This window comes from Schaedlerella arabinosiphila, assembly GCF_003885045.1.
GTDB classification, from domain to species: domain Bacteria; phylum Bacillota; class Clostridia; order Lachnospirales; family Lachnospiraceae; genus Schaedlerella; species Schaedlerella arabinosiphila.
In genome coordinates, this window is sequence record NZ_RHJS01000002.1 from 4,245,449 (window position 1) to 4,258,634 (window position 13,186).

At 53.7% G+C, this 13,186-nt stretch carries 11 protein-coding genes; all 11 read right to left on the reverse strand.

Translation table 11 applies throughout. The annotated features are described in order from the left end of the window. Positions 1–104 precede the first annotated feature (104 nt). Positions 105–1,670 carry a recombinase family protein gene (locus tag EBB54_RS20125; protein WP_125128710.1) on the reverse strand — a complete coding sequence of 522 codons (1,566 nt, stop codon included), beginning with the start codon at positions 1,668–1,670 and terminating at the stop codon, positions 105–107. Further along, complete coding sequence (locus tag EBB54_RS20130; RefSeq protein ID WP_162307175.1) at positions 1,657–3,342, reverse strand: recombinase family protein; 1,686 nt, start codon at positions 3,340–3,342, stop codon at positions 1,657–1,659. The genes EBB54_RS20125 and EBB54_RS20130 overlap by 14 nt, the downstream gene beginning before the upstream one ends. Before the next feature lies 1 nt (position 3,343). Continuing rightward, on the reverse strand, positions 3,344–5,023 hold the full coding sequence (locus tag EBB54_RS20135; protein ID WP_125128712.1) for a recombinase family protein: 1,680 nt from the start codon (positions 5,021–5,023) through the stop codon (positions 3,344–3,346). A 115-nt stretch (positions 5,024–5,138) separates the two neighbouring features. Continuing rightward, positions 5,139–5,519: a DUF6870 family protein gene (locus tag EBB54_RS20140; RefSeq protein WP_243127740.1), complete on the reverse strand. Its 381-nt coding sequence runs from the start codon at positions 5,517–5,519 to the stop codon at positions 5,139–5,141. A gap of 24 nt (positions 5,520–5,543) precedes the next feature. Then, a complete protein-coding gene (locus EBB54_RS20145; RefSeq protein ID WP_125128713.1) occupies positions 5,544–7,148 on the reverse strand; it encodes an N-acetylmuramoyl-L-alanine amidase in 1,605 nt (534 codons plus the stop codon). A 153-nt stretch (positions 7,149–7,301) separates the two neighbouring features. Continuing rightward, positions 7,302–7,709 (reverse strand): phage holin family protein, encoded by a 408-nt coding sequence (locus EBB54_RS20150; RefSeq protein ID WP_125128714.1) that lies wholly within the window; start codon positions 7,707–7,709, stop codon positions 7,302–7,304. Between the two features lie 245 nt (positions 7,710–7,954). Continuing rightward, a complete protein-coding gene (locus EBB54_RS20155; protein WP_125128715.1) occupies positions 7,955–9,361 on the reverse strand; it encodes a hypothetical protein in 1,407 nt (468 codons plus the stop codon). Between the two features lie 16 nt (positions 9,362–9,377). Next, positions 9,378–11,402: a hypothetical protein gene (locus tag EBB54_RS20160; RefSeq protein WP_125128716.1), complete on the reverse strand. Its 2,025-nt coding sequence runs from the start codon at positions 11,400–11,402 to the stop codon at positions 9,378–9,380. Between the two features lie 81 nt (positions 11,403–11,483). After that, complete coding sequence (locus EBB54_RS20165; RefSeq protein WP_125128717.1) at positions 11,484–11,669, reverse strand: hypothetical protein; 186 nt, start codon at positions 11,667–11,669, stop codon at positions 11,484–11,486. Then, complete coding sequence (locus tag EBB54_RS20170; RefSeq protein ID WP_148099388.1) at positions 11,629–12,855, reverse strand: (deoxy)nucleoside triphosphate pyrophosphohydrolase; 1,227 nt, start codon at positions 12,853–12,855, stop codon at positions 11,629–11,631. The genes EBB54_RS20165 and EBB54_RS20170 overlap by 41 nt, the downstream gene beginning before the upstream one ends. Beyond that, on the reverse strand, positions 12,822–13,184 hold the full coding sequence (locus EBB54_RS20175) for a hypothetical protein (protein WP_125128719.1): 363 nt from the start codon (positions 13,182–13,184) through the stop codon (positions 12,822–12,824). The genes EBB54_RS20170 and EBB54_RS20175 overlap by 34 nt, the downstream gene beginning before the upstream one ends. Positions 13,185–13,186 lie beyond the last annotated feature (2 nt).

Below are 13,186 nucleotides of genomic sequence, written 5' to 3' on the forward strand. Positions count from 1 at the left end.
ATACAAACATTAAAAATTTATTTCTTTATATCTGTCATTATACCCCAAAACCACCAAAGCCACAAGCACCCCGCTCATGGCTCCGTCAATCTTCCTACAAATTTTTACGAATCTCCCCCGCCGAACATATCCCCGCCCTTCCAAACAACCTCAATCCGCCCTTCTCCAAACACCCTGATTCTCTCAATCCCCTTCCGCAGCACCCCCTTATCAAACTCCCGCAGAGCCGCAATCCCCTCCAGCGCAGCCTCCCCCTCCTGGGAGCCACACCCTTTCAGCCTCTCAATCCCATCCTCTGCCTCCCCCATCTCCTTCCCAATCTCCTCAACCCTCACACCCATACTCCCCGTCCTCCCCACAAACTGCTCCCGCGACATCCCCCCAGACCGGTACTTATCATACAAAAACATCTTCTCCGCCGAAATCCGCTCCTTCTCCCTCCGCAGAGACTCCAGCTTCCTCCCCAATGCCTCCCACTCCGCTTCCACATCTTTCCGCCTGGAATTGCCCAGCATCACCTCCGCCGTCTTCCGCACATACTCCATAACACTCCCTTCCAGCTTCTCCATATCCTCCACCGCCCTCCTGCACTCCGTATCAGTCCCGCAGGTCCGGTAACGGCAGCAATACTTATGATTCTTCTTCACCATAGACCGCCCGCAGTACCCGCACACAAACAGCACCTCCCGCTTAAAGCCGCTCATATCCACGCCGCTCCTGTCCCTCTTCTTCGGCTTCGCCCTCTCATTCGCCAAAGCAAACAATTCCTCCGACACCAGCGGCTCATGCTGCCCGTCCACAACCACCCACTCCGAACGGTCATGCCACAGCATCCGCTTCCCTGTAGTGATAGACTTCTCCGAACGGTTCCACACCACCTTCCCGATATAAGTCTCATCCGACAAAATAGAGCGCACCGACTGGGGGCCCCACAGCTTCTTCACCCCGCCGCCCGGATGCTGATACCGGCTGTCCTTCCCCTGCTTATACTCCACGCAGGTAAGCACACCATTATCATTCAGATACCGCGCAATCCCCGAAACCGTAACCCCGTCCGCCGCCATGGTAAAAATCTTCCTCACCACCTCCGCCGCCTCTGGGTCAACCACCAGCCGGTGCTTATCCTCCGGGGACTTCTCATACCCATACCTGGCAAACCCGCCCAGGTACTCCCCTTTCCGCGCCCGCGCCATCTGCGCAGACCGTATCTTCTTAGACAGATCCCTGCTGTACAGCATATTAATCAGGTTCTTAAACGCCACATTCAAGCCGCCATCAGTCCCCAGCACACCCTCACTGTCATAATGGTCATTCACCGAAATACACCGCACCTCCATCAGCGGGAAAATCTGTTCCAGATAACTCCCCACCTCAATATAATCCCTCCCCAGACGGGAAAAATCCTTCACAATGACACAGCCAATCTCCCCACGCTTCACCGCCTCCATCATGCCCTCAAAACCGGGGCGCCGGAAATCTGTCCCACTGAACCCGTCATCACAAAATTCCAGCACCCGGCACCTTCCAAGCCCCGCATCCCCCTCAATAAACCCGTCCAGAAGCCGCCTCTGGGACACAACACTGTTACTCTCCTGCTTCACGCCCCTCCCGGTATCCACATCCTCATCCGACAGCCGGATATACTTAGCCACCACATCAACCTTCATCATTCTCCGCCTCCCTTTCCCTCACAGCCCCCAAAAGCTCCGCAAGCATGTCATCATAGGCCAGGACCACCTCACAGTTCCCATCCCTGTCCACAGAAACCCTCGTCACAAAAGCGTCCACCATCCCCTGGGTCAGCTCCCGCTCCCCCAGGAACCCGCGCACCGTCTTCTCCCAGCCTTCCTCTATATGAAAATCCCTCTCATACCTCTCCCGCTCCTCCAACAGCCGCTCCAGCTCCGCAGAAAGCGCCTCCGCCTCCTTCGTATACCGCTCCGACAGCGCCGCATATTCCTTCCCGTCAATCAGCCGCTCTGCAAAATCCGCATACAGCCCCGCCTTCTTCCCCGCAGCCTGCCGCATCCTCTCCCGGATACGTTCCGCCTGCCTGGACATCAGCCTGTACCGCTCCATCCCCTGCCTCCCGGCATTCAGCTTCCGGACCAGCCGCTCCGCATCCAGACAGGCATCCATATGGCTCCTGATAACCCCGAACACCGCAGCCTCCAGATCCTCCAGCATGACCTTATGCCGGTACGGACACACCTTCCGGCTCCTGTTATGGGAGCTGCAGCCATAAAAAAACTTATCCCCCTCCTGCGATACCGCCCGGAACAGATACATCGTCTTTCCACAGTCACTGCACACCACCTTCTTCTTAAACTTATTCCTCCCCGCCGCACAGCGCCTGCCCTCCGCACGTTTCCCGTTATAAACCCGCGCCTGCTCCGCCTTCATCTCCTGCACCCTGTCAAAATCAACCCTGGAGACCAGCGCCTCATGGGTATCCCTTACCACATACCCGCCAGCGTCCTCTCCCCCGCCGGAACCGCCCCCAAACAACTTCCCGCCAGTCTTCCCATGGACAGAATCCCCCGTATAATACTCATTCGACAGCAGCCGCTTCACCACGATCCCCGTCCATTCCACACACCCCTTATGCCCCGTCACCGGAAGCCCCCTTGACTTCCGGTAGACCTCCGGACATGGAATGCCCTCCCCGTTCAGGATTCCCGCGATCCTCCCATAGCCGTTCCCCTCCAGGAACAGCCGGAAAATACGCTTCACAACCCCAGCCGTCTCCCCGTCCACCACCAGGCTCTGCTTATCCTCCGGCGATTTCAAATACCCATAAGGAGCCAGCTTGATCACAAACTTCCCCTCCGCCCGCGCCGTATTCAAGGCAGAAGTCACCTTCCGGGAAATATCCTTCGCATAATACTCATTCACGATATTCTTCAAAGGCATGGACAAATCCGTCCCGCACCGGAAAGAATCAAACCCGTCATTCACCGAAATAAACCGCACATCCAGAAACGGGAACACCCGCTCAATATAATTGCCGGCCTCCACATAATTCCTCCCAAGCCTGGACAGATCCTTCACAATGACACAATTAATCTTCCCGTCCCGGATATCCCCCATCATCCGCTCGAAGCCCGGACGCTCAAACGTGGTCCCCGTAAAAGAAGCGTCCGAATACGTCTCCTGTACTACAATATCCTCCGCACCCTCCACAAAGCCCCTCATAAGCTCCATCTGCGTCTCAATAGTCCCCCGCTCCCGGTTCACCCCGGACTCATAAGAAAGCCTCGCATACAGCCCTGCCCGGAACAGCACAGCCTTCTCCACTTTCCCAACAGCCCCGTTCAGCTTCTTCCTGCTCTTCCTTGCCATATCAGACCGCCTCCCTTCCGGCAGACACCCCTTCCAGCCCCGGACACTCCCTGCCCTCCACATATTCCAAAGCCTGCCGGTACTGGTCCGCAAAATCAAACACAACCTCAATATTCTCCCTGTCATACACCCGCACTTCCGAAATCAGCGCCACCACCACATCCCTGGTCAGCTCCCCGATATCCCGATACTCCTTAAAATAAGAAATCCACCGGTACTTGTCCTCATCCCCTTCCAGGACAGCCCGGATCTCCCTCTCCGCCTTCCCTGCCGCCTCCTGCGCCTCCTTCCCCCTGGCCTCATACGCGGCATGGAGCTCCACATAATCCTCCTTCGTGATCACCCCGTCCTTCATGTCCTCATAAAGCATCATACGCAGCTCCCGGCACCTCTCCACCTCGCCTAACAGCTTCTCCCGCCGTTCCTCCAGCTTCCGGACATCCAAATCCCTAAACGGCACCGTCCCCGCATATTCCAAGACCCTCTCCAGATCCAGGATACACCCTATATGCCTCTTCAACAGCACAAACACCGCATCCTCCAGCGCCTGCACCGGAATCCGGTGGGAACCGCAGCTCCCGCCCGCCTTATGCCCGGAACAGATATAATAACAATACCTCTTCCCATTCACCGAAGACACCTTCCGCACCATCGGGGCCCCGCAGTCCCCGCACACAGCAATCCCGGACAGCAGATACACGCCCTCCCTGTCCGGCGCCGTCCTCGTATCCATCCCCAGCAGCTTCTGAACAACCGCAAAATCCCTCTCGCTGACCACCGGCTCATGGTTCTTCTCAACCCTCACCCAGTCCTCTTTGCCCTTCCGTATGGATTTCTTCACCTTATGGTTCGGCGTAGACTGCCTCCCCTGCACCAGATTTCCAATATAGACCTCATTTTCCAGAATACGCCTCACCGCCACCGGGCTCCACCCGGACGCCGCCTTCACCCGGAACGCCGTCCGGAAATTGATGCCCCGACTGTTCTTATACTCCATCGGAGAAAGGATACCGTCACTGTTCAGCTTCACGGCAATGGCATCCTGGCTCATGCCGTGCAGCTTCATACGGAAAATATCCCGCACCACCCCGGCCGCATAAGCATCAACCACAAGCCTGTGGCGGTCCTCACCGTCCTTCTGATACCCATAAGGCGCAAAAGCGCCGATAAACTCCCCTTTCCTCCGCTTCACTTCCAAATGGCTCCGGATCTTCACCGAAATATCCCGGCAGTAAGCGTCATTGATCAGGTTCTTAAAAGGAACCAGAATCTCGTCCCCCTGCCCGTCCCCTCTCAAACTGTCATAATGGTCATTCACCGCAATAAAGCGCACCCCAAGAGCCGGGAACAGCCGCTCAATATAGCGTCCCGTATCAATGTACTCACGCCCGAACCTGGACAGATCCTTGACAACCACACAGTCCACCACGCCCCGCCGTATATCCTCCAGCATCTGCTGGAACCCAGGCCGCTCAAAACTGGAACCGCTGTACCCGTCGTCCACCCGTTCCGAAACCACCACAATATCCTCTTTGTCCTTCAGGAAATCTCTGATTAACTCTTTCTGATTAGAAATGCTGTTGCTCTCCGCCTTAGACACGCCCGCAACATCGCCATCCTCCTTCGACAGCCGGACATAGATGGCGGCATGATAGATCCTCTTGAATTGTCTGTTCTTCATGTGCTTCCGCTCCTTTCTAATTTGCCAGAATCACCTGCAAAATCAAAAAGGCGGATGCACTAACTTGTCCCTAAGACAATCATAGCGCCTCCGCCCCAAAAAGTCCAATGTTATTTTAAACATTCCGCAGCATATTTTCAAAAGCCTCTTCAAAAGAGCCCCCATCCTCCGCAAACCGTACCCTCACCTTCATATCCCCCACACGCACCGCATAAGGATTCCCCACCGCCTCCAGATAAGCCCTCTTCCGTTCCTCCAGCGGCAGTCTCCGGTCAATCTCCACCTCCCGGATATCCACAAGCCCCTCCTTCTCCACAGTCCTCACATCCACGTCTTTCAGCGCGTCCAATTCCATCACCGTCATAACCAATTCCCTTACCTTTCCAAAATTCATACCAACGGCATGGTATGTACCGCCGAGGAATCCCTCGGCCGGCGCGCCCACAGACCTCAACAGCCCTCCGGCAGCATATAGCAAGACAAAAAAATAAGGCATCCCTGCCCCTCAACAAAAACGCCCTTACAGCCTCGTCACAAAATCCAGCGAAATCCATCCGTTCCGCTCCCGCTTATACGACTTCAAAAGCCCCCACTTCCCGGCTCCCTTCCCGTCAGCTTCCTCCACAACCGTAAACACACCCACCCCCGTAAACAGCCCCGTCCGGGCAAAATCCGTCCCCGGCCCCTTACGGATATTCAGATCCGGGATATCCACCCGAACCAGATAAGAAGACTTCCCCGGCAGCCTCTCCATGAACATCACATACTCCGCATCCGCCGTAATAAAAAGCCCCGATTTCAGCCTGTACCACCGCTTATCCGCGCTGATGCCCGTCACCGTATAAATCCCCTCATACACCACCTGGTCCACATTGTCCCCCATGCAGGGAGCAGTCCGCACATTCACCCCGTCCCTGCCCTTATAGAACACCTTCACAAACCCGGCCATAGGCTCCACCGGATTCCCCGGCACACCGCAACCGCTTCCGCCGCTCCCGGCCTCCCCGGTAATCTCCCTCAAAATCCCCAGGACCTTCTCCCCATACCCGGCCCCCGCAGCCCAGCCTTTCCCCTGGGGATTCTCTGAAATACCCAGCCACTCCACATAAGGCGCACAGCCCCGTGTGACATACTTAAAGCGCGGGTCTATATTTTCATTCACCAAAGCCTCCGTACAAGCATAGGCTTTCAGGTGCTGTACCTGGCACCGTATCCCAAGCTGTGCCGTATCAAAGGACAACCCTTTCATGCCGTTCTGCGTCACGCACATCCCGGCAAAATTATTCTGCTCCAAAGAGACCGCCGAACCCGAAAACGTAAAGTTCCCCGTCTCCAGGCACGACTGGGCAAAAGCCACATCCCCTCTCACGCCCTCGGCCTCCCCTTCCGACAGATACAGTAGCACCATATCCAGAACCGACTGCGCCACCCCCGGATTCTTCCCCTTCACATACTCCCGCATCTGCTCCGCCGTTGCCGCAGCCTTCCCCATAATCCCCGTAAGCCCGGAAACACCTGCGCCAGAACCGCCATTCCCGGCACCGCCACTCCCGTTCCCAGTCTCCACACCGTCCATAGCCGCCTTAATATCCTTCCGAAACTTCCCCATAGACAGCCCAAACCTCTTCCAGATATGCTCCACGTCCCCGTGATTGCTGGCAATCCCCCTCCTATGCCCCTCCGAATGGGAAACCACAACACCGTCCGCCAGAGGGTCCAGCCCAAACATCCGGCACAGATAAGCAAACAGCTCCACCGCATACCCATAAGCGGCAAGCACATGATCCCTCGTACCTCTCCCGTCCCCGGTCTCCGTCCAGTCCGAACCGCCCGTATACCGGATCGTGGCAGGCTCCGTCATCTCCACCCCAATATGCGTCCCGTTCCCGTCACCGCCGCAGTGCCATCCCCTATAATCCCAGGGCAGAAGTTGGTACACATCCCCTCCCGGCTCCACAATGGCATGGACACAGGCCCCCGCATCCGCCTTATCCCAGTTCTTCATAAACACAGAAGCCTTCGGCTGTGGACACCCCACCGAATGGATCATCAGCCCCTTCACCGCAATCTTCCTCCCCGCCCGGTAACACCCGGACTCCGTTAAAAACTTCTGAATCAGCTTCATACAAAATCACTCTCCTTCTCCCGTTCCCCGCCCGGAAACATTCTCCAATTCACTGCACGAAAAAAGGCACCAGCTTTCACACTGATGCCCGCTCACAAAACCCTCAAAAAATCCCCAGCTATACTTAACCGCCCTTATCCTCCGTACCGTCTCCTACTCCTTCCCCTTTTCCTCCCGCAACTGCGCCAGAACCCCTTTCAGCTTCTCCGGCACCGGCAGCCCAATCCTGGCCGCATTCTCCAGAATCGAAATCCCCTCATTGGACAGATAAAAGAAAATCACCGCCGTCCGCACCGCGCTCCCGTTCTGAATGATATGCGTGTCCAAAATATGCCCCAGAGCCACCAAGCAGAAAATCACAACCTTCTTAAAAATACCCCGGAACCCTACGCCGCTGGACAGCCTCTTCTCCACTGCAGCAGCCATCAGCCCCGTCACATAATCCACCGCCACAAACACCACCAGGGCATACAGAAAACCGTCAAACCCGCCCATGGCCCAGCCCAGGTATCCACCCATAGCCGCAAACCCGCACTCTATCACACTCACAAACTCCTTCATACAAAATCCCTCGCTTTCTCTGATTTTTCTATGGAAAAAGCGGCCCGCTCCCAAAAGCCGCCGCCCTGTTCCCAATCCAATATCCGCACACCATTCCCTAACATTTCATCCCATTCCCACACACCTCAACCCATTTCCCTACACTCCATACCATTCTTCCATATCCCAAACCATTCCCTGCTCATCCCTGCCGTCTCATGCCGTTCCCGCCTATCTCAATCATTCTCTGCCATTCCATACCCCTCTCACCCCTCCCCACTCTCAACCTCCGTCAGCGTATAAGTAATCTTCATAGTCTTATTGGCATCCTTCACCACCGCCGAAGAAAGATTATTGATCGTAGCCAGATAAGGCGTCAGCAGATACATATGCCGGTACTCATTCCCGTAACTGCCTCCCCACCCCACCAGAAACTGCTTATACTGAAACAGCGGCGTAGCCGCACTCCCCAGCCTCGCGCTCCCCTGGGTATGGATAACCACATCCTCCACCGTCACCTGAAAATCCCCGCCCACGATCAAATCCCCAACCAAAGTCAAAAACAGCTCACAAGTCCCCGACTCACAAAGCGGCTTCATCTTAGAAGTAAATCCAAAAGCAATCAGCGACACATCCGCCGTATTCGCCACATTGATCTTATAAATCCCCTTCTTGTCATAGGCCGGCACATACAGATATCCGCCCCGCATACAGCACCTGCACTTCCGCTCCGGATAACTCCCGCTCATATCCCGCTCCCCAACGGCCATCAGTTTCGCATTGGAAAGCGTCCACTCCCCCTCCGTCACCGAATAATCCACCTTGGAAATCCTCACCCAGAGCACCCTGGCGTTCCCGGAAGAATTGCCCTCATTGGAAAACCCGTACCAGTACCCGTCCTTCCCGTCCAGAAACTCCCCATACAACGTATAACTCCCCAGAAACAAAAACGTCTCCACCGAAACCGCATGATCCTCCAAAACCGTATAAGTAGAATCATCCAGCCTCTCATTCAGCCCCACACTGAAAACCGGCAGCCTCACCTTCCGCACCCTCACACTGGAATCCTCAAAACAAATCGAATACAGCAGGTCCCTCTCAAAATCCATCTCCACCGCCTCAAACAACACAACCTGCCTCTCCTTCCCCAGATCCCCGATATCCAGCTTCTTAATCCGCAAAAACGCACTGCCATCCCCCACCAGGCTCCCGTACCCGTTCTGCCCGCCCTGGGCGCTGGTCAAAGCCACCGCCGCAATCGTCCCGTTCCCCTGGCTCGGCGTAAACTCCCACACAAACTTATACCCATTTTCCAAAACCTTGCTCTCCGTCTGGTTCAGACTCCCCCTGGCCGCATTCGCCGTAGTATTCACATTGTTGGAAGCATAAGCCACCGGCAGATTGTCCGACATCTCATAAATATGCCCCGCATCCTCTTCCAGCGCCTTGGAAAAAAGCAGAATCCCCCCTACCATGTTCGGGCAGACCGGCAGCAAAACATCATTCCACGACAACACATCCGCCAGCCGTTCCTCCGAATAAAATACCCCCATGGGGTTCATCCCCAGAATATTATTCACCGCCTCCGTCACCATATTTTCCTCCGTGACCGTCTCCACCTCCCCCGTGGCCCCATCCGTCAGTTCCAGAACCATCGTCCCTTTCAGCCTCATACACTTCCGCTCCTTCCTATCCAACCTCAAAAGGCTTCCCAAAAGCCCCGATCAATACCTTCCCCATACTGTCCCCATAACTCTTCTGCACCAGCTCCATGGTCTCAATCCCCATATCCCCGGCAAACACCTTCATCCCCAGGCCGCCGCCCAAAGCAAACCGCCCCACAGATTCCTCCACCGTAACCGTACCGTCCCAGGCAGCAGCCGCAGCCATCCCCTGCCCGCTGATAGAAGCAATACACCCGCCCGTCTCAATCTCCCCCGTGCCGCCCTCCATCCGCAGATACACATTGAACGTATTGGTAATGTTCGGCACAAGGCTATCAATCGGATAATACAAAGACAGAATATGCTTCCCGCTCCCCCAGGTCTCCACCGGCCGGTGGGCCAGAATCTCCGAATCATTCAACTCATAAGTAACATAAACAACCGCCTGACCGTCCTCCGTCCAGATGACCGGAAGCTCCACCTCCACCGTGACTTCCTCCGTACCTCCCCCGGTCCCGCCGTCATCTCCGGCACTCTTACCAGACATTTCAACGGCTCCAACACTTTCTCCATTTTCCAAAACCGCACCAACAGCCTTTCCGCCGCTGGTTCCCGTCTTCTCTCCAATCCTGCCACGGCCTTCCTCACCGCTTCCGCCAGAATCAGCTCCCACACCATATCCGCCGTCCCCGGCTCCATCAACTTCTCCGCTATCCTCACTTCCGCCAGTCCCCGCCGGAATCGGAACCACGATACTCCCGGACGCACTGGCACTCCGTTCCACCTGCGCCGCCCTCACATCCACAACCGCCTGCCCGAAAAACTGCACATGGGTCTCTTCCTTCGCCGCAAACTCAATACTGATCACCCGCACCCTGTCCTCCGCCACCACATAAGCAGAAGCATTGGTAAACGTATGAATCCCCACCTTCCCGGCCTCAATCTGGTTCAAAAGCCCGGAAATATTCTTGTCATTCTTAGACTTCGCCTGAGCCAGCCTGGGATTCTTCCCCACACATTTCAGGCTCTGCCTCCCGCCAATCCTGCACTGAAAAGACGTGATACAGGTCATCTGCTCCCCGTCCGCCTGCCCGCCCGTAAACGTCAGCACATCCCCCAGGTCCAAAGCCGGATTCCCTATGGTACTGGAATCAAAAGGCACATAATTCACCGCCGCCAGGTCAGCCAGTATATTCCCGCACAACTGCCTCCTGGTCTCCTCCAGCCCAAACTGCAGAAGCGGGTTCACCCCCAGGTTCATGGTCAGCCCGTCATCCACCTCCAGCCCATAATACTCCGCCGTCTGCGTCCGCAGGTTCGTAGAACTCACCGCCGTATACCTGGTAATAAAATCAGAAAAACTGCTGGAAAACCGATGCCTCCCCTGTACCTCCAGCACCGGCTCCGCCCCGTACTTCCGAAGCTCCAGCCTCCCCCGCCGGTTGATACAGAAAAACCCGCCCAGCACCTGCCCCACAAAAAACAGCACATCCCGGTACGTCCCAATATCATTCTCCGGGTAGATCGAAAGCAGCTCCCTCCCGTTGGGCATCCCCTCAATCTCCCCCTGCGTGTTCTCCATCTCCACACCACAAGCCTTACAGCACAGCTCCAGAAAATCCCAGGCATTCCCCACAGCCTCAAACCCGTTAAAACTCTTCTCAAACCGCAGCATGTAATCATAGGCTTTCAGTTCCAGGCAATGTGCCGTCCGGTTCGCCTCGCTCACCTCAAAACTCCCCATCGGCACTTCCTCAAACCCGCCGCCCTCCACCCGCAGATGATAGAAAAGCTCCACCTTCGCCCCGTCCAGCGTATACCGGTCCACCTGGGAAAACAGCGTAACACCCATCTCCGCCGCATACACCGTCCCCAGCTCAATCTCCGCGCTCCCGCAGCACTGGGCCGAAATATACCCGCTCCCCTTCACAATATCCTCATATCCGAACGGATACACCGCCCCGCCCTTCGTAGTGATCCTCCCCGTCCAATAATACCTCCGGGTATTCTCCTGCACCGCCCGCAGGAACGCCTCGCTCACCGGATACATGAAAACACCCCCTTCCACGCAAAAAGCACCAGACCTTCCAGACTGATGCCTTGTTTAAATATGTTCATCAATTTTAAAAAATCATGTTTTCCGTACTTTGTTTATTCCTTTTATAATTTCAGGACCATACTTTTTTATCACCCCTGCCCCCAATAGAACTATCCCCAATACCTTCCCACCATCTTTCAATAATTGTGCTCCTGATTCTGTTTTTTGATAATCTTCACTATTTAGTGTCTGATTTTGAAATCTCTTTTGTTCTGCCATTTTCAAATACCTCCAAAAGTTTCTCCCCACTTATTTGAATACTAATGGCATCATAGTCTTGCGCATCTTCCAAACAAATATTTCGTTCAGATGCCACATATTCATCCGCATGATAATAAAACATTTCTGTATTTTCTTTATGGATATACCGCAAAGTTTTTAATGCATTAAAATCTATCGTTTTCATTTCTTTTTCTGCCATATTAAAAACTTGTTCAGCGGATTCAATCTGTCCACATATCGCATAGGATGCAGCAATCATTTGAGTTGCTTGCAAATATAAAGCATAGTATTCTTGTATTTCCAAAAATTCTTTATCTTTTTGTCTTAGCGAACCCGAATGTAATAACTCCATTCCAAACCGCTTCCATTTGCTTTCTGGAATCGCTTCAAAACTATTTACACGGCGTTTAAATGTCTGTAATAATTGCCTTTGTGCCACAAACATATTACTTCTACCTTGTTCTATTGCAATAACACGCTCTTTTGATTCCGATTTAATAGCAAGAAGAATCTGATCTCTTCCTGCCAGCAAAAAACCAATCCTATCATCCTTTTGGCCTTGTTCAATTCGTTCTACCGTGCGGTATGTCTGATTCATTATCTCTGCAAGCTCATTAATCCGTTGCTGCATATACAGATTATGATAACTGACAGCAATACTGTCAAACGGATTCCCTTGTATGATTTCTTCTTGCCTAATCGGAAGGTTATCTACAAACTGTCGTTTGCCACCTTCCAAAGATTTATAAAGTGTAGGCCACATAACTCCGGTTTTAGAATTTTGATTAATAAATAGTTCGCCTGCTTGAAAAGCCTTTTGATGTTTTACCGGAATCTGAACTACATATTCTACTGCTCTTTCTATATGAGTAAGAGCGTCTGCCATATTTGTATATTGCATTAATCTTGCTAAAATCCCATCAAAATCTATATCTGTTTTATTTGAAGTAATATTTAAGACTTTCTCAACAGGTAGTTTCGGAGAAGTAACTTTCTCATCTTTTTTTACAATATTCGTATTTTCATGATTCACAATACCATCATCATGTACAGCAGCCATCAAACAACCGCCTCCCACAGTATTATCTAAATTCCTTGTTACTTCCTCATTATACAGCATATCCCGCCAAAAATCATCTGTTATTTCTCTTAAAACTCCCTTAATGTAAACGACACCTTCCAAAGTCCCTTAAAAGAAGTATCCTTCACCAGCACCGCCTTATACCCCTCAACAAACATCTCCGCCTCCTTCATCTCCAACGACTCCGTATCAAAATACCCCACGGAAATCTTCTCCCTCTGCTTAAACCCCGTCAGCACTTTCAGCCACCTCGGAGAAACCGAAAAACTCACCGCAATAGACACCACCCCCAGCCTTACCACATCCCTCTGGGTAGTCCCGGCTTCCGTCTCCCCGCCGGAATCCGCCTCCACGTCAACCATCTGCACCTCATAAGATTCCGGCAGAGGGAGCAAAACACCGTCAAACACCAGATACTGTACAAACGCCATCC

Excerpts from the sequence above, each read along its gene's own strand:
- EBB54_RS20165 (WP_125128717.1), bottom strand. The coding sequence starts at position 11,669 with ATGGCAGAACAAAAGAGATTTCAAAATCAGACACTAAATAGTGAAGAT.
- EBB54_RS20160 (WP_125128716.1), bottom strand. The coding sequence starts at position 11,402 with ATGTATCCGGTGAGCGAGGCGTTCCTGCGGGCGGTGCAGGAGAATACC.
- EBB54_RS20135 (WP_125128712.1), bottom strand. The coding sequence starts at position 5,023 with ATGAAGAACAGACAATTCAAGAGGATCTATCATGCCGCCATCTATGTC.
- EBB54_RS20155 (WP_125128715.1), bottom strand. The coding sequence starts at position 9,361 with ATGAGGCTGAAAGGGACGATGGTTCTGGAACTGACGGATGGGGCCACG.
- EBB54_RS20150 (WP_125128714.1), bottom strand. The coding sequence starts at position 7,709 with ATGAAGGAGTTTGTGAGTGTGATAGAGTGCGGGTTTGCGGCTATGGGT.
- EBB54_RS20145 (WP_125128713.1), bottom strand. The coding sequence starts at position 7,148 with ATGAAGCTGATTCAGAAGTTTTTAACGGAGTCCGGGTGTTACCGGGCG.
- EBB54_RS20125 (WP_125128710.1), bottom strand. The coding sequence starts at position 1,670 with ATGATGAAGGTTGATGTGGTGGCTAAGTATATCCGGCTGTCGGATGAG.
- EBB54_RS20140 (WP_243127740.1), bottom strand. The coding sequence starts at position 5,519 with ATGCCTTATTTTTTTGTCTTGCTATATGCTGCCGGAGGGCTGTTGAGG.
- EBB54_RS20175 (WP_125128719.1), bottom strand. The coding sequence starts at position 13,184 with ATGGCGTTTGTACAGTATCTGGTGTTTGACGGTGTTTTGCTCCCTCTG.
- EBB54_RS20130 (WP_162307175.1), bottom strand. The coding sequence starts at position 3,342 with ATGGCAAGGAAGAGCAGGAAGAAGCTGAACGGGGCTGTTGGGAAAGTG.